Source organism: Streptomyces sp. PH10-H1 (genome assembly GCF_030063355.1).
Classification (GTDB): domain Bacteria; phylum Actinomycetota; class Actinomycetes; order Streptomycetales; family Streptomycetaceae; genus Actinacidiphila.
In genome coordinates this window covers 25,202-48,215 of sequence record NZ_JASISZ010000043.1, presented here as the reverse complement: position 1 = coordinate 48,215, position 23,014 = coordinate 25,202, and the positions used below count along the sequence as shown (strand labels likewise).

At 71.9% G+C, this 23,014-nt stretch carries 22 protein-coding genes, 1 tRNA gene and 1 pseudogene; 12 read left to right on the top strand and 12 right to left on the bottom strand.

What is annotated here, in order from left to right; all coding sequences use genetic code 11:
• Positions 1-20 precede the first annotated feature (20 nt).
• On the top strand, positions 21-1,004 hold the full coding sequence (locus QMK24_RS24490; protein ID WP_283468900.1) for a magnesium and cobalt transport protein CorA: 984 nt from the start codon (positions 21-23) through the stop codon (positions 1,002-1,004).
• 202 nt (positions 1,005-1,206) lie between these two features.
• A complete protein-coding gene (locus QMK24_RS24485) occupies positions 1,207-1,812 on the top strand; it encodes a hypothetical protein (RefSeq protein ID WP_283468899.1) in 606 nt (201 codons plus the stop codon).
• 38 nt (positions 1,813-1,850) lie between these two features.
• Here QMK24_RS24485 and QMK24_RS24480 read toward each other — a convergent pair whose 3' ends face one another.
• Positions 1,851-2,900 carry an LLM class F420-dependent oxidoreductase gene (locus tag QMK24_RS24480; RefSeq protein ID WP_283468898.1) on the bottom strand — a complete coding sequence of 350 codons (1,050 nt, stop codon included), beginning with the start codon at positions 2,898-2,900 and terminating at the stop codon, positions 1,851-1,853.
• Between the two features lie 126 nt (positions 2,901-3,026).
• Between QMK24_RS24480 and QMK24_RS24475 the strand changes: the two genes are divergently transcribed.
• Positions 3,027-4,007, top strand: a complete 981-nt coding sequence (locus QMK24_RS24475; RefSeq protein ID WP_283468897.1) for an aldo/keto reductase — start codon at positions 3,027-3,029, stop codon at positions 4,005-4,007.
• Positions 4,008-4,342: 335 nt separating this feature from the next.
• Complete coding sequence (locus QMK24_RS24470; RefSeq protein WP_502962535.1) at positions 4,343-6,613, top strand: helix-hairpin-helix domain-containing protein; 2,271 nt, start codon at positions 4,343-4,345, stop codon at positions 6,611-6,613.
• 105 nt (positions 6,614-6,718) lie between these two features.
• On the opposite strand, the gene QMK24_RS24465 is transcribed toward QMK24_RS24470, so the two are convergent.
• Positions 6,719-7,327, bottom strand: coding sequence for a hypothetical protein (locus tag QMK24_RS24465; protein WP_283468896.1), 609 nt, complete (start codon positions 7,325-7,327; stop codon positions 6,719-6,721).
• A gap of 47 nt (positions 7,328-7,374) precedes the next feature.
• Between QMK24_RS24465 and QMK24_RS24460 the strand changes: the two genes are divergently transcribed.
• Entirely contained in the window at positions 7,375-7,563 is a 189-nt protein-coding gene (locus tag QMK24_RS24460; protein WP_283468894.1) for a DUF5703 family protein, read from the top strand.
• A 134-nt stretch (positions 7,564-7,697) separates the two neighbouring features.
• On the opposite strand, the gene QMK24_RS24455 is transcribed toward QMK24_RS24460, so the two are convergent.
• From QMK24_RS24455 to QMK24_RS24445, 3 genes are all read right to left on the bottom strand, one after another.
• A complete protein-coding gene (locus tag QMK24_RS24455) occupies positions 7,698-8,585 on the bottom strand; it encodes a chaplin (protein WP_283468892.1) in 888 nt (295 codons plus the stop codon).
• A gap of 124 nt (positions 8,586-8,709) precedes the next feature.
• On the bottom strand, positions 8,710-8,943 hold the full coding sequence (gene chpH / locus QMK24_RS24450; RefSeq protein WP_283468890.1) for a chaplin ChpH: 234 nt from the start codon (positions 8,941-8,943) through the stop codon (positions 8,710-8,712).
• 131 nt (positions 8,944-9,074) lie between these two features.
• Complete coding sequence (locus QMK24_RS24445) at positions 9,075-10,412, bottom strand: M20/M25/M40 family metallo-hydrolase (RefSeq protein WP_283468889.1); 1,338 nt, start codon at positions 10,410-10,412, stop codon at positions 9,075-9,077.
• 207 nt (positions 10,413-10,619) lie between these two features.
• Between QMK24_RS24445 and QMK24_RS24440 the strand changes: the two genes are divergently transcribed.
• Positions 10,620-10,707: transfer RNA gene (locus QMK24_RS24440), tRNA-Leu, on the top strand.
• A 145-nt stretch (positions 10,708-10,852) separates the two neighbouring features.
• Here the strand turns inward: QMK24_RS24440 and QMK24_RS24435 are convergent.
• Complete coding sequence (locus tag QMK24_RS24435) at positions 10,853-12,325, bottom strand: SDR family NAD(P)-dependent oxidoreductase (protein ID WP_283468887.1); 1,473 nt, start codon at positions 12,323-12,325, stop codon at positions 10,853-10,855.
• Between the two features lie 287 nt (positions 12,326-12,612).
• Between QMK24_RS24435 and fahA the strand changes: the two genes are divergently transcribed.
• Positions 12,613-13,872 (top strand): fumarylacetoacetase, encoded by a 1,260-nt coding sequence (fahA, locus tag QMK24_RS24430; protein WP_283468885.1) that lies wholly within the window; start codon positions 12,613-12,615, stop codon positions 13,870-13,872.
• 63 nt (positions 13,873-13,935) lie between these two features.
• Here the strand turns inward: fahA and QMK24_RS24425 are convergent, their stop codons facing one another.
• The 3 genes from QMK24_RS24425 to QMK24_RS24415 form a co-directional block, all read right to left on the bottom strand.
• A complete protein-coding gene (locus QMK24_RS24425; RefSeq protein WP_283468882.1) occupies positions 13,936-14,904 on the bottom strand; it encodes a pirin family protein in 969 nt (322 codons plus the stop codon).
• Between the two features lie 66 nt (positions 14,905-14,970).
• Entirely contained in the window at positions 14,971-15,144 is a 174-nt protein-coding gene (locus QMK24_RS24420; protein WP_283468879.1) for a hypothetical protein, read from the bottom strand.
• A 99-nt stretch (positions 15,145-15,243) separates the two neighbouring features.
• A complete protein-coding gene (locus QMK24_RS24415) occupies positions 15,244-17,001 on the bottom strand; it encodes an acyclic terpene utilization AtuA family protein (RefSeq protein ID WP_283468878.1) in 1,758 nt (585 codons plus the stop codon).
• 131 nt (positions 17,002-17,132) lie between these two features.
• On the opposite strand from QMK24_RS24415, the gene QMK24_RS24410 reads away from it, so the two are divergent.
• From QMK24_RS24410 to QMK24_RS24400, 3 genes and pseudogenes are all read left to right on the top strand, one after another.
• Positions 17,133-18,305 carry an ABC-2 transporter permease gene (locus QMK24_RS24410; RefSeq protein ID WP_283468877.1) on the top strand — a complete coding sequence of 391 codons (1,173 nt, stop codon included), beginning with the start codon at positions 17,133-17,135 and terminating at the stop codon, positions 18,303-18,305.
• Positions 18,306-18,314: 9 nt separating this feature from the next.
• Positions 18,315-18,716: pseudogene (locus QMK24_RS24405) on the top strand (ASCH domain-containing protein); the annotation flags it as partial.
• 24 nt (positions 18,717-18,740) lie between these two features.
• Positions 18,741-19,283, top strand: coding sequence for an NUDIX hydrolase (locus QMK24_RS24400; protein WP_283468925.1), 543 nt, complete (start codon positions 18,741-18,743; stop codon positions 19,281-19,283).
• On the opposite strand, the gene QMK24_RS41545 is transcribed toward QMK24_RS24400, so the two are convergent.
• Entirely contained in the window at positions 19,174-19,488 is a 315-nt protein-coding gene (locus QMK24_RS41545; RefSeq protein WP_349307850.1) for a hypothetical protein, read from the bottom strand. The two genes, QMK24_RS24400 and QMK24_RS41545, sit on opposite strands and share 110 nt — an antisense overlap.
• Before the next feature lie 133 nt (positions 19,489-19,621).
• Here QMK24_RS41545 and QMK24_RS24390 point away from each other — a divergent pair, with 133 nt between their 5' ends.
• The gene (locus QMK24_RS24390; protein WP_283468923.1) at positions 19,622-19,987 is read left to right on the top strand and encodes a YidH family protein; all 366 of its coding nucleotides are present in this window, start codon (positions 19,622-19,624) and stop codon (positions 19,985-19,987) included.
• A gap of 176 nt (positions 19,988-20,163) precedes the next feature.
• Complete coding sequence (locus QMK24_RS24385; protein WP_283468875.1) at positions 20,164-20,472, top strand: DUF202 domain-containing protein; 309 nt, start codon at positions 20,164-20,166, stop codon at positions 20,470-20,472.
• A 27-nt stretch (positions 20,473-20,499) separates the two neighbouring features.
• Here the strand turns inward: QMK24_RS24385 and QMK24_RS24380 are convergent, their stop codons facing one another.
• Both QMK24_RS24380 and QMK24_RS24375 read right to left on the bottom strand, forming a co-directional pair.
• A complete protein-coding gene (locus tag QMK24_RS24380) occupies positions 20,500-21,423 on the bottom strand; it encodes an NADP-dependent oxidoreductase (protein ID WP_283468874.1) in 924 nt (307 codons plus the stop codon).
• A 40-nt stretch (positions 21,424-21,463) separates the two neighbouring features.
• On the bottom strand, positions 21,464-22,999 hold the full coding sequence (locus QMK24_RS24375; protein WP_283468871.1) for an MFS transporter: 1,536 nt from the start codon (positions 22,997-22,999) through the stop codon (positions 21,464-21,466).
• Positions 23,000-23,014 lie beyond the last annotated feature (15 nt).

Here is a 23,014-nt window from a genome sequence, read left to right as displayed (position 1 = left end):
GATCGCGGCAGAATAGGCCCGTGATCGTTGACTGCGCCATCTACAAGGACGGGCACCGCACCGAGGGGCCCGACGACCTCTCGGACGCACTGGACCGGGCGCGGGCGTCGGGCGACGCCTTCATCTGGATCGGTCTCTACGAGCCGACGGCGGAGGAGTTCGATCTCGTCACCTCGGAATTCGGCCTGCACGCGCTGGCCGTCGAGGACGCCCTGAAGGCTCACCAGCGGCCCAAGCTGGAGGTTTACGAAGGTTCGCTGTTCGTGGTCCTCAAGCCGCTGGACTATGACGACGACGCGGACACGGTGACCTCGGGCGAGCTGATGGTGTTCGTCGGCGACGCCTTCGTGGTGACGGTCAGGCACGGCGAGGGCAGCGCGCTGGCGGAGGTCAGGCGCAGGCTGGAGGAGGACCCGGAGCTGTTGAAGCACGGGCCGCCCGCGGTGCTCTATGTGATCAGCGACACAGTCGTGGACCACTACGCGGAGGTCGCCGCCGAACTCCAGGTGGACCTGGAGGAGTTGGAGGAGCGGGTGTTCGCCCCGGCCGGCGGTGGCCCGGGGAACCCCGCGAGCGCGATCTACAACTTCAAGCGCCAGGTGCTGGAGTTCCGCCACGCCACCGGCCCGCTCATGGAGCCGATGTCCCGGCTCGCGCGCGGCGGGCTGCCGTTCGTCGCCGACTCCGGCAAGCCGTTCTTCCGCGACGTCGCCGACCACCTGATCCGGGCGCACGAGCAGGGCGAGAGCCTGGACCGGCTGCTTTCCGACATCCTGGACTCGCATCTGACGCAGGTGGGTGTGCGGCAGAACGACGACATGCGCAAGATCTCGGCGTGGGCGGCGATGGCCGCTGCGCCGACGATGATCGCCGGCATCTACGGAATGAGATTCGACAACATACCCGAACTGCACCAGAGCTGGAGCTATCCGGCCGTGGTGGCGGTCATGTCCGGCGTCGACGGGTTCCTGTACTGGTTCTTCAAACGGCGCGGGTGGCTGTGAGGCGCAATCCCCGTAACCCCTGACCCGCTGGGGCGTTGTGTTTGATGACGGCCGTGGCGGGGAAGACCCCCGAGCCCCCACCACGGCCGCGGAAACCCAGCGATCCGGTCGAGCCGCCTCATCCCGCACTGTCTTACCTCCTGGGTAAGGTGCAACGGGGGCTGAGGGGCCAACGAGGCCGTGAATCGCAAAGCAGGTGGACATGTTCAGCAAGGCGACGAGGAGCCGCCCGACCACGCGCCGGTCGGGTCCGGCGGGGTCGGACTGGTCGCCGTACGAGCGCCTCGAGGAGGCCTCGGACGCCTACTTCCTGCACGCGGATGTCGCACTGGACGCGATCGGGGGCGTACTGGGACGCCGCAAGGTGCTCGGTTTCACCCTGGAACGGGTGGTGGACCTGACGGAGGCGGGCACGTCGGTCTGGCAGGAGGCGGCGGTGTGCGACGGCCGGCGGCTGATCCTGTGGCACAGCGAGGAGTTGGCCGACGACAGCGCGCCCGGCGGCACCGTGCTGGACTCGTCGGTGCAGGTGCTCCCGCTGAACTCCATCGGGCATGTCGGGATGCGGACCCTGGTCGGCCGGGACGAGCAGGGCCTGCGCGTCGACCGCGGGGTGTACCTGGTGCTCGCGACCTCGATGCCGCACGAGTTGAGCGCGGTGCAGACCGATCCGGACTCGCCGGTCGCCGCCGCCCGCTTCCGGCCCGAGGCGTTCCGGTTCAGCAAGTCGCTCGACGACGGCGGCGCGGGGCAGATAGCCCGGCTCGTCGCGTTCGGACGGCTGCTGGGACGGCTGGTCCCCAGCTAGACCCGAGTGGGGCCTGGGCCGGGGACCGGTCCCGTCGGTTACGCGAGGCCCGCGCGCTCCATGGCCTCGACTCCCGCGCGCAGCGCGGCGATCCGCTCGTCGAGCGTCCAGCCTGCCGGGGTGACGGTCAGGGTGGTGACACCGGCGGCCGCGTAGGCCTGCATGCGGTCGGAGATCCGCTCGACCGGGCCGAGCAGGCTGGTCTTGTCGATCAGGTCGCGCGGCACGGCCGCGGCGGCGCCGTCCTTGTCGCCCGCCAGGTACTTGTCCTGGATCTCGGCGGCTTCCTTCTCGTAACCCATGCGCTGCGCGAGCTGGTTGTAGAAGTTCTGCTTGCGGCTGCCCATGCCGCCGACGTACAGGGCGGTGTAGGGACGGAAGATGTCCGCGAGCGCGTCCACGTCGTCGCCGAGCGCCATCGGCAGCGTCGGGACAACGTCAAAGCCCTCGAGGGTCTTGCCGACCTTGGCACGGCCCGCGCGCAGCGGGGCGAGCGAGGTGTCCTCGAGGTTCTCGGCGGCGCTGAAGAGCAGCAGCGCGCCGTCGGCGATCTCGCCGGTCTGCTCGAGGTTCTTGGGGCCCATCGCGGCGATGTACAGCGGGATGTGCTCGCGCACCGGGTGCACGGTGAGCTTGAGCGGCTTGCCGGGGCCGCCCGGGAGCGGCAGCGTCCAGTGCTCGCCCTCGTGGGACAGCCGCTCGCGCGACATCGCCTTGCGGACGATCTCCACGTACTCCCGGGTACGGGCCAGCGGCTTGTCGAACCGGATGCCGTACCAGCCCTCGGAGACCTGCGGTCCCGAGACGCCGAGGCCCAGCCGGAAGCGGCCGCCGGACAGCGAGTCGAGGGTCGCGGCGGTCATCGCGGTCATCGCGGGGGTACGGGCCGGGATCTGGAAGATCGCCGAGCCGATGTCGATGCGCTCGGTCTGCGCGGCCACCCAGGAGAGCACGGTCGCGGCATCGGAACCGTACGCCTCCGCGGCCCAGCAGACCGCGTAGCCGAGCCGGTCCGCCTCACGGGCGACGGCCAGGTTGTCCGCGTCCATCCCGGCGCCCCAGTAGCCGAGGTTGATTCCGAGCCGCATACCGCTCCCCTTACTGATGAGTAACGTCTCTGTCACTCCGGACTTTAGCGCCATGCCGTCCTTCCGGCGCTTGTCGGGTTCGTCACTGCTGCCCAATCAGCCACTTCCCCAGTAATCTCAGCGGTCATGGAACAGAGGCACCTCGGCCGCACCGGGTTGCGCGTGTCCCGCCTCGGGCTCGGCACGCTCACCTGGGGGCGGTACACCGGCGAACGGGACGCCGCCGACCAGCTGAAGACCTTCTGGGAAGCGGGCGGCACCCTGGTGGACACCGCCGACGTCTACGCGGACGGCGGCGCGGAGTACATGCTCGGGCGGCTCATCGAGGACCTCGTCCCCCGCGCGGACCTGGTGATCGCCACCAAGGCGGGCAGCGTGCCCGATCCCGACCGGCGGTTCGACTGTTCCCGCGGCCATCTGCTCTCGGCCCTGGACGCCTCCCTGCAGCGGCTCGGCACCGACTACGTCGATCTGTGGCAGGTGCACGCCTTCGACCCGTACACCCCGCTCGACGAGACCCTGCAGGCCCTCGACATCGCCGTCACCTCGGGCCGCGCCCGGTACGTCGGGGTCTCCAACTACTGCGGCTGGCAGCTCGCCAAGGCCGCGACCTGGCAGCGCGCCGTCCCCGGCCGCACCCCGCTGGCGAGTACCCAGATGGAGTACTCACTGCTGCAGCGCGGCGTCGAGCGCGAAGTGCTGCCCGCCGCGCTCGACCTCGGCGTCGGGCTGCTGCCGTCCTCGCCCCTCGGGCGCGGCGTGCTCACCGGCAAGTACCGCACCGGCACCCCGGTCGAGTCACGCGGCGGCTCGGAGGAGATGGCCGCCTTCGTCGACCCCTACCTCGACGAGACGGCACGGCTCATCGTCGACGCCGTCACCACGGCGGCAGACGGGCTCGCGGTCCGGCCCATGGACGTCGCGCTGGCCTGGGTCAGGGACCGGCCGGGAGTGGCCGCGCCCATCGTCGGCGCGCGCAACGCGCAGCAGCTCGCGCAAGCATTGTCAGTGGAGGCCCTTAGTCTTCCGGATGAGATCTGCCAGGCGCTGGACGATGTGTCAGCGCCGTTGCACCGCTACCCGGACCACGACTGGAGCACGCTCTGAGCGAGCCCGGCCGGGGACCCGCCGCACCACGCCGCACCACGGAGGCCCACGTGTCTGAGGACCGCACCGACCAGGACGTCGCGACGCCCGGCACCGACGGGCAACCGCCCACGGCCCCGGCCCGCCTCGCCGAGACGGAGCGGGTCATAGAGGACGCCGACGCCGACGCCCCCCTCGTCCCCGCCCCGGCCGCGCCCGCCCGCGCCCGGACGAAGCCCCCGGTCGACCTCGCAGGGCTGGCCGCCGCCATGCGCTCCATCGAACGCGGCGACAACCCCGCCGCCCCCGCTCCCAAGGGCGACGCGGCGGCCGCCCGCCGCAAACGCCGTGAGGCGATGGCCGCGGAAGCCGCGAAACTCCAAGCAGCCGAGGCCGCTGCCGCGGCCGGCGTTCAACCGCCGACGGCGGAGGTCGCGGACGCGTCGGACGCGGAGACCGGTGTCGAGACCGCAGCGGAATCCCTCCCGGGCGACGACGGCGACAGCACCGAGGACACGGCCGCACCCGACCCGGCTCCGACGGGCACCGACAGCGACCCCGCCGAAGGCCCGGCCACACCCGGCCCGGCGGTGACACCCGCCAGGGCTGACGCGCAGGGCGCGGCGCGCGGCGCCACGTCGCAGGGCGCCGGTTCCTCCGACAGCGGCACCGCCACGACGAGTGCGCCGGAACGGGCCGAGGATGCCGTGCGAGACTCCGCTGCCGAGAGGCCGGCGGACAGCCGGCCCGACGGCGGCGCCGAGGCGGCCGCAGGCACGGGCGAAGGCCGGCCCGGCGGGCCGACGGGTTCCGGGGCGGTGCGGGGGCAGGCGCCCGCTGGGCAGAGCGACGAGGCTCAGGGCGTACGGGGAGCGATCCGGCCGGCGCGGGTGCCGGTGGCGTACGATCCGGCCGCCGTGGAGGCGGCGCGGGCCGTGCTGACGGAGGGCGGGGCACCGGCGGAACTGGCCGAGCCGGCGGTGGCGGCGCTCGGGGAGCGCGCGGCGCAGACGCTGCGCGAGGACCCGTGGCAGGTGCTGGCGCTGGCCGGAGTGCGGGTCGAGCACGCGGACGGTTTCGCGCGGGCGCTGCTCGGCGGCGAGTGCGGGCCGGACGACGAGCGCCGGGTGCGGGCGCTGGTGGTGTGGTTGTTGGAGCGGGCCGCCGAGCAGGGACACACGGCTCTCGAATCGTCCGTGCTGCGTACGGCGTTGGAGAAGCAGTCCGTGTCCGGCGCCGAGGAGGGGCTGACCGCGGCCATCGCCGAGGGCCGGGTGCTGGTGTTCCAGGACGCGGAGGACGTTCCCGGGGCGAAGTCCGCCCCGGCGGATGAGGGGGACGAGGCCCCGCCGGTCCGGCTGCTCCTCGGTCTCGACCGGTACGCGCTCGCCGAGGAGAGCCTCGCGGACGGTCTGGACCGGCTGCTCAAGACGTTCGAAGGGGATGACCTCGACTGGGAGGCGGCCGCGACCGCCTCGCCGTCCCCGTCCGCCGCGGCGCTGGTCCGCGCGGCGGCTGCCTGCGGTCTGGTCACGCACACCGGTGGCGAGGCGGCCCGCGCGGAACCGGCCGCGCTGGTCGCGGCGGCGCGGACGCTGGGGCTGCGGGCGTACGCGGCCGCGTACACCGAGGAAGGCAGGCGGCGGCTCGCCGCGCGCCTCGGCGCGGACGACACGGATGTCGCCGTCACCGTGGCCGGGCTGCTGTCCGGGCAGGAAGGGCCGGGCCGGGAGGCGGACGGAAGCCTCGCCCTGGACGTGCTGGCCGTACTCGACGCACCGCAGCTCGACGTAGAACTCGCGGCGACGCTCGTCGAGGCCGTTCCCGACGGGGCGCGGCTGGTCCTCAGCGGCGATCCCGGGGTGCTGTGGTCGGTCGGGCCCGGCCGGGCCTTCGCGGATCTGCTGGCGGCGAAGACCTGCCCGCAAGTGGCGTCGCGCACCCCGGATCCCGGGCCGATCGGCGAGCTGGTGTCGGGGATCGGCATCGGGGAGCTGACGGCGGTGGAGGCCCCCGGCAAGGAGGTCGTCATCGTCCCGGTGCGCGACCCGCGCGAGGCGGTGCACCGCACGGTGCAGTTGGTCGCCGATTCGGTGCCGCGCGTCATCGGAGTGCCCGCAGGGGAGACGCAGGTGATCACACCGGGCCACGGCGGCGCAGTCGGCACCCAGGTGCTCAACGCGGCGCTCAAGGAACGGCTCAACCCCGGACCGGGCCGATTCGGCGGCTTCGACCCCGGTGACCGGGTCGTCTACGCACCGGAGCCGGGCCTGACGCTGCCGGGCACGGTGGTGTCGGCCGATCCCGAGGGGCTGTATCTGGACTGCGCGGGTACCAGGGTCCTCGTCCCGCGCGATCAGGTGGCGGCCCTGCGGCACGGGTGGGCGATGACCACCCAGCAGTCCGCCGGGCTGCGGTGGCCCGCCGTGGTCGTCGTCCTGCCGGGCGACGCGGTGCAGGCGCTGACCCGCGCGTGGGTCTACACGGCCTTCGGCCGCGGGGAGCGCCATCTGTCGGTGGTGCAGGGCGCCGACCAGGGCCTGGCCCATGCGGTGGCCGCGATCCCGGCGAAGGACCGTACGACCCGGCTGCGTTCGGTGCTGCGCGAACAGGCGGTCGCGGAGTGAGTCCGGCCGGGGCGGACGGCTTGCCGTCCGCCCCCGCCGCCTCGTCCGTCCTGCCCGGCCCGTCCTCCCCGACTGACCCGACTGACCCATCGATCCGGTCGGAGGTCAGTTGTCCGGGTCGAGCGCGCTCAGTTCGTCGTCGAAGACCGCGCTGACGTCGAACCGGCAGATGATCTGCTGGGGATCGGCCTGGTCGAACGGAGTGGACAGCCAGTCCCCCGGCTCGGTGGGCTCCGCGGCCGACACCCACAGGGTGGAGTCGCCCTCTTCGAGCCCGAATTCCTTGTGCCGCTGGGCGATCTCGTCCGGCTCGTACTCGCCGAAGAGAATGCCGACCGCGGCGTTGACGCCGGTGTCCGTTCCGGAGTCCGCATCGGCGACCCGCTGGGCCTGCACGAGAAGCCGCTGCGGTTCCACGATGCTGTAGTCGCGCCGGATCAGCACACTGATCGCGGCGGGTTCATCGGGACCCGCGTATTCGGGCAGGGTGTCGCCGGACGGGACTTCGAACGGCGTGACCTCGTCATAGGCGTCATAGAGCAGCTCGTCGTAGGCCTCGGCGGCCGAGGCGAGATCGTCGAACGCGGTGTAGACGGCGGGGTCGTCCTCCCCCGTCCGGTTCTCGATCGCCTCGAGGTGGCGGTCCAGCGCGGCTTTGACCGCCTCAGCGGCGGCACGTACCTCGGCAACGGTGGGCTGCACGTCATCAGACATGGTGCAGACGCTATCCGCACCAGGGCGTTGCCCGCACAATAGATGCGATGCCGGAATACGAATTCACAGAGATGTACGTCCCCCGGGGTGTGTCCCGGAAGGACGCGACGCGACTGCTGACCGATCAGGCGGAGTACGGCCACTGGGAGTTGGACCGGCTGCGCCTCTACCCCGACGGGAGCCGCCGGGTGCGGCTGCGCCGCCGGATCATCCGCCAGGTCAGGGCCACCTGGTGAGCTGATATCTACATATAACGCACAAATGGGACCCCGCGACCGCGGGGTCCCATTGAGTCGTGCATTGAGCCTGCATTGGGTCATGCGTTGGGTCATGCGTTGGGTCGTGCGGTGAACCGTGCGTTTCCGGCAGGTCAGACCCGGGACGCGCGGTTGCGACGGTAGAGCATGGCGCCCCCGAGCAGCAGGGCCGCGCTGGTGGGCAGCGCCGCACCGATCTGCCCACCAGTGGCGGCCAGCGAGCTCCGGCCGTTGCCGGGAGTGTCCGACTGGGCGCCCGGATGGTGAGCGGCCGGCACGACCGGTGTCCCGGGACCGTGCGGCGATGAGGGCAGGCCCGGAATGGCGGGATTCCCCGGCCGGCCCGGGTTCCCGGGATTACCGGGGGTTCCCGGATTACCCGGCGCTCCGGGATTGCCGGGAGTACCCGGGTTGCCAGGAGTACCGGGGTTTCCCGGCTGACCCGGATTCCCCGGCTGACCGGGCTGACCCGGGTTTCCGGGTCCGTGGGGCCCGTGCCCCTCGGAGTTCTCGCAGCAGTCGCCGGTCACGGGGTTGAGTCCGCCGATCACGGTGACACTGTTCCCGCACGCGTTGACCGGCACATCGATCGGCACCTGCGCCGTATTGCCGGAGAGGACGCCCGGCGAGCCCTTGGCACCGCCGTGCGCCGTCGACCCGGACGAACCGTGGGCCCGGCCGTGGCCGCCCCGCCCGGCCGTGCCGGACGGCCCGGACGAACCGTGGGCCCGGCCGTGGCCGCCCCGCCCGGCCGTGCCGGACGTGTTCTCGCAGTGGTTGCCCATCGCCGGGTTCAGCGCCCCGACGACGCTGACCGTGTTCCCGCACAGGTTGACCGGCGCGTGCACCGGTACCTGAACCGTGTTGCCGGAGCCCACGCCCGGCGAGTCGGACGTGGCGCCGGTGGCACCCGAGTCCGCAAACGCGAAGCCGCTGCCGGCGGCGAGTACGCCGCCCGTCGCGACCACGGTGATCAGGCCTTTTTTCGCGACCTGTCGCATAGCCTTCCCTGCCTTCGCTGTCAGTGTCAGTGTCAGTGTCAGTGAGTCAAGCGGCCCCGGAGCACGGAAATAAGCACTCCGGGGCCGGCCCGGTTCAGACCCTCAACGGGTCACAGACACGACGTCACTCGTTGACGCAGCTGTTGCCGAAGGCGGGGTTCAGCAGCCCGATCACGGAGACCGTGTTGCCACACACGTTGACCGGGATGTGCACGGGGACCTGGACGACGTTGCCCGAGCCCACGCCCGGGGACTGCACGGCGGCACCCTGCGCACCGGCGTCGGCAACAGCCATGCCCGCACCCGCGAGCACGAGACCACCGGTGACAGCAGCAGCAGCGACGATCTTCTTGATCATGGTTTCCTCCTAGTTGGAAATGCGGTCCCAGCCGCGGACCGCACAAGTCGTAACGACCCCGAAGGAAACGAGCTACGAGACTGCGGGCGCATTCACCCGTCTCAGTTCGACTCACACTGATGGCCGATTAATCAGCAATTTTCGATGAACCGGTCCAGCACTCGAACGCCGAACTTCAGCCCGTCCACCGGAACTCGCTCGTCCACACCGTGGAACATGCCCGCGAAATCCAGCTCCGGGGGGAGCTTCAGCGGAGCGAAACCGAAGCAGCGGATACCGAGGTCGTCGAAGGACTTCGCGTCCGTGCCTCCCGACAGGCAGTAGGGCACCGCCCGCGCGATCGGGTCCTCGGCCTTCAGCGCGGCCTGCATGGCGTCCACCAGCGCACCGTCGAAGTCCGTCTCCAGCGCCTTGTCCGTGTGCAGTGACTCGCGCTGTACCCGCGGGCCGAGGATCCAGTCGAGGTCGGTGAGGAACTCCTCCTCGTAGCCCGGCAGGAAGCGCCCGTCGACGTGCGCCGTGGCCTGCCCGGGGATCACGTTCACCTTGTAGCCCGCGCCGAGCATCGTCGGCGCCGCGGTGTTGCGCAGTGTGGTGCCGATCATCTTCGCGATGCCGCCGAGCTTCTCGAGCGTCGCGTCCATGTCCTCCGGGTCGAGCTCGGTGCCCAGCGCGTCCGACAGCTCGTCGAGGAACCCGCGGACCGACTTGGTCATCCGCACCGGGAACTTGTGCCGGCCCAGCCGCCCGACCGCCTCGCACAGCTCAGTGATCGCGTTGTCGTTGTTCGTCATGGAGCCGTGCCCGGCCGTGCCGTCGACGGTGAGCCGCATCCAGTGCATGCCCTTCTGCGCCGTCTCCACCAGATACAGCCGCAGGTTCTCGTTGACGGTGAACGAGAAGCCGCCGACCTCGCCGATCGCCTCCGTCACCCCCTCGAACAGGTCCGGGTGCTTGTTGACCAGGTGCCGGGCGCCGTAGACGCCGCCCGCCTCCTCGTCCGCCAGGAAGGCCAGCACGATGTCGCGCGGGGGCTTGCGGCCGCTGCGCAGCCGGTCCCGCACCACCGCCAGCGTCATCGCGTCCATGTCCTTCATGTCGACGGCCCCGCGCCCCCACACACACCCGTCGGCGATCTCGCCGGAGAACGGATGATGCGTCCAGTCGTCGGCGTTGGCCGGCACCACATCGGTGTGCCCGTGGATCAGCAGCGCGGGCCGGGACGGGTCCTCCCCCGCGATCCGGGCGACCGTGGACGCCCGCCCCTTGTGCGACTCGAAGATCTGCGGTTCGAGACCGACCTCGGCCAGCTTCTCGGCGACGTACTCGGCGGCGGCACGCTCACCGGGCCCCGAATGATCGCCGTAGTTGCTGGTGTCGATCCGGATCAGATCCCGGCACAGGTCGACGACCTCGTCCTCGCCGGTGATCTTCCCGTTGCTCCTCGCGCCCGAATTCGACTCGCTCACGCTGTCTCCTCGTCCCTCACGCACTCCCACGCCCGCACCCGGCGGCCGCGGCGGATTCCGCTCCCATACTCCCCCGCGCGCCCGCCCCGCCCAAGAGCCGGCCGCCCCGCGTCATGATCCCTTCACACCGGCACGCGTGATCGAGCCACTGGGATCTTTGCTATGGTTTACCTCGTCGCCGCGGCCGAGAGGCCTGCGGTACACCCGGTCCGGGTGGCGGAATGGCAGACGCGCTAGCTTGAGGTGCTAGTGCCCTTTATCGGGCGTGGGGGTTCAAGTCCCCCCTCGGACACCAGAACAAGGCCCCTTCCGAGGGGCTTTTTTCATGCCCGGACCTCTTCCGGACTCTTCCGGACCTCTGAACGCAGAACGCGGTGCGGCCCCCTTCCCCATGTCAGCGGGAAGGGGGGCGCACCGCGTTCTGCAGCCGCCGTCGGGGCCTACCAGGCGGCCGGGGCGTAGTCCTTGAGGAAGCAGCCGTAGAGGTCTTCGCCGAGTTCGCCGCGGACGATGGGGTCGTAGACGCGGGCGGCGCCGTCGACGAGGTCGAGGGGGGCGTGGAAGCCCTCTTCCGCGAGCCGCATCTTGTCGGGGTGGGGGCGCTCGTCGGTGATCCAGCCGGTGTCGACGGCGGTCATGAGGATGCCGTCGGTCTCCAGCATCTCCTGGGCGCTGGTGCGGGTGAGCATGTTCAGTGCGGCCTTGGCCATGTTGGTGTGGGGGTGGCCCGGTCCCTTGTAGCCGCGGCTGAACTGGCCTTCCATGGCCGACACGTTGACGACGTACTTACGACGTGAGGCGGCGGCGGCCATGGCCGGGCGCAGCCGGCTGACGAGTACGAAGGGCGCGGTGACGTTGCAGAGCTGGACTTCGAGGAGTTCGAGCGGGTCGACTTCCTCAACGCGCTGGATCCAGGTGTTGGTGGCGTCCAGGTCCGGCACGAGGCCGCCGGCGTCGATGGCCGTGCCGGCCTCGATGCGGGCCGGGGTGGCGGAGCCGGTGGTCAGCGCGAGGGCGGTGATCGACTCGGGAGTCAATGCGTCGTGGCGGGACGACGACGGGCCGGGGAGGGCGATCTGGGCGCCGCTGCCGAAATGGCCGAGAACGGTCTTGGCGGGCAGCTCGCCGGCCGGCAGCGGGGCGAGTTCCGCGCTGACGAGTTCCGCGTAGGCCCCGGGGCTGCGGCGGACGGTCTGCGCGGCGTTGTTGATCAGGATGTCGAGCGGGCCCTCGGCGCCGACCTCGTCGGCGAGTGCGATCACCTGGGCGGGGTCGCGCAGGTCGATGCCGACGATCTTGAGCCGGTGCAGCCAGTCCGCGCTGTCGGGCATCGCCTTGAAGCGGCGGACCGCGTCATGGGGGAAGCGGGTGGTGATGGTGGTGTGCGCGCCGTCGCGCAGCAGCCGGAGCGCGATGTACATGCCGATCTTCGCGCGGCCGCCGGTGAGCAGGGCGCGGCGGCCCGTGAGGTCCGTGCGCGCGTCGCGGCGGCTGCGGTTCTCCTTGGCGCAGAGCGGGCAGAGCTGGTGGTAGAAGGCGTCGACCTCGACGTAACGGGTCTTGCAGATGTAGCAGGAGCGGGGGCGCTCGAGGATGCCGGCGATCTCCGTCGTCGTGGAGGCCGTGAGCATGTTGCCCAGCGTCTCGTCGTCGATACGGTCGGCCGCGCCGGTGGCCGTGGCCTCGGTGACCGCCTTGTCGTTCGCCGTCTTCGAGGCGCGTCGCTCCTGGCGGCGGCGCTGCTTCACAGTGCGGTAGATGCCCGCGGTGGCGCGCCGGACGGCGATGGCGTCGGGGTGGTCCACATCCAGCTCGTCGAGCTCGGCGAGCACGCTCAGACAGAGCTCCAGGCGCGCCGGGTCGATGCCCGCCGCGTCGCTGCGCTGAGTTTCCGTCTGTTCGCTCGCCGTCATGCCACTGCTGCTTTCTGGATCGTCTGTTCCACCCGTGTCTCGGCCGAACTCTACGTACGCGCATGTATCACCACCAAACCCGAGCAGATCAGGGACCCCCGATACGGCTTGACGGCCACTTTCGGTGGTCGGTTCACGACCGAATGTCACCGAAGGGCAGCCGCTCGCCGGGTCCGCCGGGGAGCGCGGCCGTGCCCGGCGGGCCCCGGCGGGCGTGCCCGGCCGCCGTGTCCGGTCCGTGAGACGGGGGATAGTCTCGGGGCGTTCGTTCTCTCCCTGGAGGCCAGTTGAGCGCCAGCAGCCCGCTCACCGTCCCGGACGACTCTCCGTTCGGCGTACACAACCTGCCGTACGGCGTGTTCACCACCGCCGACCGGCCGGACCGGCGCCGGATCGGCGTCGCCATCGGTGACCACGTTCTCGACGCGGGCGCCGCCGCCCGCGCCGTCGGTGCGCCCGCAGGACCCGGTGAGTCCGCCGGATTCGAGGCGCTCGGCGCCTCCTCGCTGAACCCGCTGCTCGCGGCCGGCCGGCCGGTGTGGACGGCGGTCCGTGCGGCGCTCACCCGCTGGCTGACGGACGACTCGCTCCGTGCGGCCGTCGAACCGTGCCTGGTGCCGCGTGCCGAGGTCACCCTCCATCTGCCGTTCGAGGTGGCCGATTATGTCGACTTCTATGCCTCCGAGCACCACGCGACGAACCTCGGCAAGATCTTCCGGCCCGGTTCCGAGCCGCTGACGCCGAACTGGAAGCACCTGCCGATCGGCTACCACGGCCGTTCCGGCACGATCGTCGTCTCCGGCACCCCGGTCACCCGCCCGTCCGGGCAGCGCAAGGCCCCGGCCGACCCGGTTCCCGTCTTCGGCCCGTCCCGCCGCCTCGACATCGAGGCGGAGCTGGGCTTCGTCGTCGGCGCCCCGTCCGAGCTCGGCAGCCCGGTCGCGCTCGCCGACGCCGCCGAGCACGTCTTCGGCGTTTGCCTCGTCAACGACTGGTCCGCCCGCGACCTCCAGGCCTGGGAGTACGTGCCGCTGGGCCCGTTCCTCGGCAAGTCGTTCGCCACGTCGGTCTCGCCCTGGATCGTCCCGCTCGACGCCCTCGCGCAGGCCCGCACCACCCCGCCGCCGCGCGATGTCGAGCCGCTCCCGTACCTCGACGACCGCGACCCCGCGGCCGAACCGTCCGGCTTCGACATCGCGCTGGAGGTCCGGCTCAACGGCCATGTCATCTCCCGGCCGCCGTTCGCCGCCATGTACTGGACGTACGCGCAGATGCTGGCGCACCTGACGGCCAACGGCGCATCCCTGCGGACCGGCGATCTCTTCGCCTCCGGCACCATCAGCGGTCCTGAGCGCGAGACGCGCGGCGCGCTCATCGAGCTGACGTGGAACGGCCAGGATCCGCTGAAGCTGGCGGACGGCAGCGAGCGGACGTTCCTCGAGGACGGCGACGAGGTGGTCATCACGGCGACCGCACCGGGCCCGGGCGGGACGCGCATCGGCTTCGGCGAGGTGGCGGGCCGGATCGTGCCCCGCCCCACTACGTGACGGCCGGGCTGTCCTCGAGCTCCCCCAGCTACCGCTGGGCGGTGCCCCCCGGGCCCGCTGAATTCAGCGGGCCCGGCCACGCGGTCTGAGGGGGGTGGGCGGGAGCGCCGGCGCGGGCAGCGGGCCGGCGGCGTAGCCGTGGACGGCGCCGAACCGGTCGCCGGTCATCCAGTCCTCGCGGGCGGCGACGATCTCCTCGCCCGTACGGGCGACGAAGTTCCACCACATGACGATCTTCTCGTCGAACGGCTCGCCGCCGAGCAGCAGCAGGCCGCTGTCGACGTCGGCGCGGATCGCCAGCTCCCGGCGGCCGCATCCCAGGTAGAGCATGGAGCCGGGGGCGAGCCGTACGCCGTCGACCTCCGCCTCGCCGGACATCGTGAGGGCCGCGTACTCGAAGTCCGGCCGCACCGGCAGCCGGGTGTCGGCGCCCGCCGCGAGGGCGAGGTCGGCGCCGACCAGCGGGGTGTACGCGGTCCCGGGTGAGGCGGCGCCGTCCAGCTCGCCCATGATGACGGTGGCGCGCAGACCGCCGCCTCCGGTGACGACCGGCAGGTCGGCGTGGTGCTCGAAGGCCGGCGCGGTGTTCCGGTGGGCGTCCGGGAGGGCGACCCAGAGCTGCGCACCGTGCAGGACCCGGGGGTGGTCGCGCGGCGATTCCTCGGAGTGCGAGATGGCCCGGCCGGAGGTCATCAGCCCCAGTTCACGGGGGCGTACGGTCCGCAGGCTGCCGAGGCTGTCGCGGTGCAGCACCTCACCGTCGTGCAGCCAACTCACCGTCTGCAGGCCCATGTGCGGGTGCGGCGGCACCTGCATCCCGGACTCGCGCGCGATGTCGTCCGGCCCGTAGTGATCAACGAAGCACCACGCGCCGACCATGCGCCGGCCGAGGTTCGGCAGCAGCCGCCGTACCTGGGTGCTCTCCCCGAGGGTGACGGTGCGCGCGGTGAGAAGTTCGCGGACCGGCTCGGCGGAGACGTCACCGCGGCCGCCGCACACGGTCGGCGTGGGCTTCACATCGAGATTGCTCATACGCCGATCATGCCGCAGCGGCCGCGCGCCGGTCAGCCCGCCGGGCAGCCCGGCGGACCGTACGGCTCAGATGGCCGGGTGGACGCCGTGCACCAGGTCCATCGCCTCGCTCGTGTAGCGCTCACGGGCGCTGAGGTCGAGCTCGGGGAAGTAGTCCTTGAGCCGGGAAACGACCTGCTGCTCCGACTCGTGGCAGTCGCGCAGCAGGAAAATGGCCTTGTGCAGGATGGCGTTGTCCATCGAATGCCCCCTCGAAACGTCCGTCCGCCTCTTGCGGAGGAACGGATCCAACCGTACGCAGCCGACCTTCAGCACTTGGGCAAAGAGATGCAAAGAGATCTACGCGCCGGGCAAAAGTTCCATGGGGATGTCGACGGGACGGGCCCGCAGATACTCGCCCAGGCTCTTGGCCTGCGGGTCCGGCCGGGTGGAGGCGGCGACGCCCTCGCCGAGCAGGCCGTGCAGCACGAAGTTGAGGGCGCGCAGGTTGGGCAGTTCGTAACGCACCACCTCCAGTTCGGCGGCCTCCGGGAGCAGCAGCCGCAGCTCGTCGACGCCGAGGTGGGCGCTCAGCCAGGCGTACGCCTCATCGGTGCGGGCCCACAGGCCGATGTTGGCGTCGCCGCCCTTGTCGCCGGAGCGCGCGCCGACCAGCCGGCCGAGCGGCGCCCGGACGGTGGGGCCCGCCGGCTGGGCGGGGCGCGGCCCGGCGCCGGAGACCGACCGGTCGGGACGGCGGCGGACCACAGCCGGCGGCCTGGGCACGGCGAGCCGGGTGCCGTCGGCGAGTACGACATCGACGGGCACCTCGGCGGCGGCGATCAACGCGGGCCAGTACACCCCGTACTCGGTGGGCCGGGGGGACGCCTGCTCCAGGTAGAAGCCGGGATAGCTCGCCAGCGCCGTGCCCGCGACCGCGGTGAACAGGGCGCGTCCGACCTTGTCGCGGTCCGGGTCTTTGACGGTCAGGGTCAGCCGGGCGGTGTCGGCCGCCGGCCGCTCCATCCGCAGGTCGAACTCGGCGAAGCGGTCGCTCCCGCCCGTCGCGTCGAGCAGAGACGCCTCCGCGAACCGCGCCTTGGCCTCGATGTCCAGGCCGGTCAGGACGAAGGTGGCGCTGTTGCGGAAACCGCCGAGGTAGTTGAGGCAGACCTTGAGGGTGTCGGGCGCGGGCTCACCGCGGGTGCCGCTGACCCGGACCCGGTCGGGGCCTTCCTGCGTCAGCCGGAGGGTGTCGAAGCGGGCGACGACATCGGCGTTGAGGTACTCGGGACGCTCGATCTCGTACAGCAGTTGCGCGGTGACGGTGTCGACGGTGACCGCTCCGCCGGTGCCCTCGTGCTTGGTGATGACGCAGGAGCCGTCGGGGTGCATCTCGGCGATGGGGAAGCCGGGGTGCACCGGGTACTCGATCTCGGTGAAGAAGGAGAAGTTGCCGCCGGTGGCCTGGGCGCCGCATTCGATGATGTGGCCGGCGGCGACCGCGCCGGCGAGCCGGTCCCAGTCGTCGAGCGCCCAGTCGAAGGCCCAGGCGGCGGGGCCGGTGACGAGTGCGGCGTCGGTTACCCGGCCGCAGATGACCACGTCGGCGCCGCCGCTCAGCGCCCGCGCGATGCCCCAGCCGCCGAGATAGGCGTTGGCGGTGACGGGCTCGATACCGGAGTCGGCGAGCAGCCGGCCGGTCGACAGGTTCGCGAACCCGTGGCCCTTCTCTCGCAGTTCCGGCAGCCGGCCGAGGAGGTCGTCGCCCTCCAGGTGGGCGATCTTCGGGTGGAGGCCGCCCAGCGCGGCCAGTTCGCCGAGTTTGGCGGCGAGCCCGGCCGGGTTGAGGCCGCCGGCGTTGACGACGACCTTGATGCCGCGTTCCAGACAGGTGCCCAGCACTTCGTGCATCTGGGCGAGGAAGGAGACGGCGTATCCGGCGTCGGGGTCGCGCTGCCGCGCCTTCCACAGGATCAGCATCGTCAGTTCGGCGAGGTAGTCGCCGGTCAATACGTCGATCGGTCCGCCTTCGACCATCTCGCGGGCGGCGGACAGCCGGTCGCCGTAGAAGCCCGAGCAGTTGGCAATACGCAGGACGTCGTACGGTGCCGGCATGACGGTCGCTCCTGGTCGGGTGGACAACGGGTGGCCGCGCGCAGCATTTCGCGCGCAGTGGCCGCCCGGCAAGGGGCCCGTACGGAGCACCCCCTCTCGCGTCGGAAGCGTAGGCCGCCTAACGTGCGTGCATGACCTCCGCTGGGACGACCCCACCGCCGCCGGACGAGACACCCTCCACCTCCCCCGCATCGGGCGGTTCCGGCAGTGCCGGCGATCCGGCCGCTGATTCCTCCCGCGGGGTTCCCGCCCTCGCGGACGGTTCCGGGGGCTTCGCGGCCGAACTGCGGGACGCGATCAGTTTCCGGGCGTTCGTCCTGGTCGTCGGGGGGCTGCTGATCCAGCTCGCCTTCATCGTGTCGTACCTGGGCGCGTTCCACTCCCCCACCCCGCACCGGATCCCGGCCGCCGTGGTGGCTCCCGCGCAGGTGGCGGGCCAAGTGGTCGCGCAGCTCAACGCGCTGCCCGGCGAGTCGGTGAAGGCGGTCGCCGTGGCGGACGAGGCCGAGGCGCGCCGGCAGATCATGAACCGTACGGTCGACGCCGCGATCCTCATCAACCCGGCCGGGAAGACCGACACCCTGCTGGTGGCCTCCGCGGGCGGCCCTTCGGTCTCGCAGACCGCCGCGCAGATCGCGCAGAGCGTCGAGAAGGCCCAGCACCGTCAGGTGACGGTTACCGACATCAAGGCCCCCAACAAGGAGGACGGCCGCGGCCTGAGCTCGTTCTACCTGGTCATCGGCTGGGTGGTGGGCGGCTATCTCACTGCCTCGATCCTGGGTGTGGCCGGCGGTGCCCGGCCGGTCAACCGGCACCGCACGGCGATCCGGCTCGGCACGCTCGCGCTCTTCTCGGTGGTCTCCGGGCTCGGCGGGGCGATCATCGTGGATCCGGTGTTCTCGGCGCTGCCCGGCCACTTCACGGCGCTGTGGGCGATCGGCGCGCTCGTGGTCTTCTCGGCCGCCGCCGTCACCACCGCTCTGCAGACGCTCTTCGGAATCATCGGCATCGGCCTCGCGATCCTGCTCTTCGTCGTGATGGGCAATCCGAGCGCGGGCGGTGTCTATCCGGCGTCGCTGCTGCCCCGGTTCTGGAGCGCGATCGGGCAGTCCCTGCCACCGGGCGCCGGCACGACGGCGGTCCGTAACACCGTCTACTTCGGCGGCAGCGCGACGGCCGGCCCGCTGTGGGTGCTGGCCGCGTACGCGCTCGCCGGTGTCGTGGTCGCGATGGCCACCGTCGTGGTGCGCGACCGCCGGGCAGGGGCCGGGGCACCGGCGGCCACGGGGACGGTCACTGCCTAGGGTGGGCCCATGGCCTCCCCCGAGAATCTCCCCCCGTTCGAGTTCGCCTTTCCAGGACCGCTGCGCGATCAACTGGTCGCAGCGGTCCTGTCGGGTGCGAAGACCTCGACCACCGGGCTCGTCGCGGACTACGAGCACTGCGGGGACGCGCTGCCCGTCGTCGGCGAGCGGTCCGCCATGGTCGATTCGGCGGACCGGCCGGTCGCGGTGCTGGAGATCACGGAGGTCCGCGTGATCCCGCTCGCGGAGGTCGGCCTCGCACACGTGGTGGACGAGGGCGAGGGCGACCGCACGGTCGCGGAATGGCGCGCCGGCCATGAGGTGTTCTGGCACAGCGCGCAGATGCGCGACGCGCTCGGCGATCCCGCCTTCACCGTCTCCGACGACACTCTCGTCCTCACCCAGCGGTTCCGTGTCGTGGAGCGCCTCGTCCCGGTGCCGGTCACCCCGCGGCAGCCGCGCTCCGCGGACGAACTCCTGGACATCGTGGACGAGAACGACAAGGTGACCGGGCAGGAGCGGCGCGGTGCGGCGTACGCCCGGGGGCTGCGCCACCGCTGTGCGTTCATCCTGGTGAAGGACGGCGCGGGCCGGACGTTCGTGCACCGGCGCACTCCGGTGAAGCTGATCTTCCCCTCCCTGTACGACATGTTCGTGGGCGGCGTCGTCGGCGCGGGCGAGACCTACGACGAGGCCGCGCTGCGGGAGGCCGAGGAGGAGCTGGGGGTGTCGGGACTCCCGCGCCCCGTACCGCTGTTCAAGTTCCTCTACGAGGACGGCGGGCACTCCTGGTGGTCCCAGGTGTACGAGGTGCGGTGCGAGCTCCCGGTCTCCCCGCAGGCCGAGGAGGTCGCCTGGCACGCCTTCCTCACCGACGCGGAACTGGAGCAGCGGCTGCCCGAATGGGAGTGGGTCCCGGACGGTCTCGACGCGTTCCGCAGGCTGCGGGAGTGGCGGGAGCAGACGCCTGTGACATAGCCGTCTTGGCTGAAGTACGTGCTGGTGAAGGACCTCTTCCGGTGACACGCAGCGCCCTCGCCCATGGGATTGGGGAACAGTCATGCGCATGATCTACTCCGCTCGCGGCCCGTCGCCACTCGACCTCGGAGAGCCGGGCGAGACGCCCCGCGATCCCGGCGTCCCGCAGCGCGGTCAGATGCTGGGACAGGCCGCCGGCCGACATCCCGGTGCGGCCCGCCAGGTCGCTGGTGGACGCCGGGCGGCTCCCCTGCCGGGTGCGGCCGTAGAGTGACCGGGTGATCGTCTTCGTACGGGCGCTGCCCGGCAGACTGCGGGCCGCGAGGTCGGCTGCGGGGCTGTGGTTCACCCCGTCCCGGGTGCAGTCGGAGGGCGGGACGCCCGACTACCGGTTCTCGCTAGCCAACGAGCGTACGTTCCTGGCCTGGATCCGGACCGCGCTGGCGCTGATCGGCGGCGGCTTCGCGGTGGACCAGTTCCTGCCGGACCTGCCGCGGACCGCACGGGTCGTCCTCGCGCTGGCGCTGCTGGTGGGCGGCGCGATGTGCGCGGTGCGGGCCGTCAACTACTGGGTGCGCTGCGAACGCGCCATGCGCCGGGGCGAGGATCTGCCCCTCTCGCGCTTCCCGACGGTGCTGGCCGTGCTGGTGGGCGGTGTCGCGGTGGTGATGGTGGCGATCGTGCTGCTCGGCCGGGCAGGCTAGGCCGTGTCCGACAAATCCCGCCTGGCCCGGGGCGCCCGGCACGCACGCTCGCCGCGTTGTCGGGCTCGTCCACGTACGCCCGGTACGAGGGCGGCCCTCCGCCTTGCGATCGCACGCACCAGACGCCCCGGGCCCCGCCCTCCGGGCGGACGCCGCTATTCGCCGGACACGGCCTAGTGGCGGCGCGGGACCGCGATCCGGGCCTGCAGCCCGAGCGGACCCGGCTGGCGTGGCGGCGGACGACCCTGTCGTGCGCGGTCGCCGCGGTGCTCGCGGGCCGGCAGGCGATCCACCGGGGGCTGTCCGCGGTGGGGATCGTGGGCGTGGCGCTCGGTGCCCTGGTCTGGCTCGTCTTCCTGCTCGTCGCCCAGCACCGGATCCGTCGGATGGACGCGCCGCGGCCCCCCCCGTTGTGCTCACGGGCGGCGGCGGTGGTGGGCTGCACGGTGGCGCTGGCCGTCTTCGGCGCGGCCGTGCTGTGGTGACGGCCCGGCGGCCGGCACGTGCACCTGCTACATCGTCACGACGATCTTGCCGCGGGTGTGGCCCTCGGCGTTGAGCCGCTGCGCGTCGGCCGCCCGCTCCAGCGGGAACGCGGCGGCGACCTCCACGGTGATCACACCGGCCTCGGCGAGGTCGCTGAGCGCCGAGAGGTCCGCGGCGTCCGGGCGGACCCACTGGAACCGGCCGCCCATTCCCAGGACCGCCGGGTCCGCGATGGAGACCAGCCGGCCGCCGTCGGCGAGCAGTCCCGGGGACACGGTGAGGGCGTCGCCGCCGACCAGGTCGAGTACGGCGTGGACACCTTCGGGAGCCAGCGCCCGCACGCGGTCGGCGAGGCCGTCCCCGTAGAGGACCGGCTCGGCGCCGAGCCCGCGCAGGTAGTCGTGGTTGCGCTCGCCGGCCGTGCCGATCACCCGGGCACCGAGGTGCTTGGCGATCTGGACGGCCATGGAGCCGACGCCGCCGGCCGCGGCGTGGATGAGGACCGCGTCGCCCTTGCCGACTGCCAGTTCCCCGATGAGCGTCTGGTAGGCGGTCAGGCCCGCCAGCGGAAGGCCCGCGGCCTGCTCGAAACTGAGGTTGGACGGCTTGCGGGCCAGCGTGCGGACCGGAGCCGCGACATATTCGGCGAAGGTGCCGCGGGACAGGTGGTCCTCACGCACATAGCCGATGACCTCGTCGCCCTCCTGGAACTCGGGGACGTCGGGACCGGTCCTGACGACGACACCGGAGACGTCCCAGCCGGGAATGACGGGGAAGACCGCGTCGAGCATCCCGTCGAGGTAGCCGGCCTGCGCCTTCCAGTCGACGGGGTTGACGGCCGCGGCCCTGACCTTGACCAGGACGGCGTCGGGGCCGACCTTGGGATCGGGGCGCTCGCCGTACTCCAGGGCCTCGGGCCCTCCGTAGCTGCGGTAACTGACGGCCTTCATGGTGGCGGCTCCTGTGCGGCGTGGGGGGATCGGACGGGGGTCAGACGGCGCTGACCTTGTCGGGCTCATCGGACTGCTCGGCTGCCCGGGGGGCGGCCTGGCCGGTCCCGGCGGCTGCGGGGACCGTCACCTCGACGGTCCGGGGTCCGTGGTTGGTGCGCAAGCCGAGCCAGCTGACCAGTCCGACCAGTGCGAAGGAGACGGCCGCGATACCGAAGGTGAGGCTGAACCCGGATTCGGCAGGCAGCGCGGGAACGCCCGGCGGCAAGTGCTCGATGGTCTTCGACGCCAGGATGGTGGTGACGATGGCGCTGCCGATCGCGCTGCCGGTGGAGCGGGAGATCGAGTTGATGCCGTTGGCAATGCCGCTCTGGTGGTGCGGGACGCTCGCCATGATGACGGCGGGCATGGCCGCGTAGCCGAAGCTGACGGCCGCGCCGACGATGAGGCCGGCGCCGATCACCGAGGCGGTGTGGGAGTGGTCGAGGGCGAGCCAGCCGAAGCCGACCGTACCGAGTACCGCGGCCAGGCCGAGCACGACGCGCGGGCCGCGGTGCCGTACGAGACGGCCCCCGATCGGCGAGGCGAGCAGCGAGACGATCGCGCCGGGCAGCAGGAACTCCACGGAGGCGCGGAGGATGGACGCGTCGAAGCCGTAGCCGGTGAGCGCCTTGGGCATCTGTACGAGGTAGGAGACGCCCAGGAAGTTCGCGAACATGCCGAAGCCGACGAGGATTCCGGCCAGGTTGGCCATGAGCACCGGGCGGTGGATGAACATCCGCATGTCGACGAGGGGCTCGCGGACCTTGAGCTCGGTCAGGACCCAGACGGCGGCCATGACGACCGCGCCGGCGAAGCTGCCCAGCGTGCGGCCGGAGGCCCAGCCCCACTCGTGGCCCTGCGAGATCGGCAGCAGGAGCAGCAGCAGGGCGATGCCGAGGGTGAGCGCGCCGAGGATGTCGGTGCGTCCGCCGGTCTTGTGGCGGGTCGCGGGGACCAGGGTGACGACCGCGACCAGGGCGAGGACGGCAAAGCCGGTGGCCATCCAGAAGGCGTTGCGGTAGTCGGCGTGCGGGCCGGAGGTGAGCAGTCCCGTGGCGACCAGCGCGAGACCGCTGCCGAAGGCCAGGGTGCCGCTGACCAGCGCCATCGCACCGGGGAGCTTCTGCGGGCGGACCTCTTCGCGCAGCACGGACAGGGCCAGCGGGAAGATCGCGGTGGCGGCGCCCTGGAGCACCCGGCCGACGATCAGCAGCGGAAGGGACGTCGCCAGGGCGGCGATGACGGATCCCGCGACCATGACGCCGAGTACGGCCACCAGGGTCGGCTTCTTGCCGTGCTGGTCGCCGAAGCGGCCGAGGAGCGGGGTGAAGACCGCGGCGGAGAGCAGGGTGGCGGTGGTCACCCAGCTCACGTTGGCGGTGGAGGTGCCGAGGTCATTGCGGATGAGGCCCAGGATCGGAACGGGCAGGGTCTGCATCATCGACACGACCATGGCGGCGAGGCTCAGAGCGAAGACGATGACCGTCTCGTTCCTGTGCCCCGCGGCGGCGGGGGCAGTGGTGGCTTGGCTCATGGCTGGCGGGTCCTT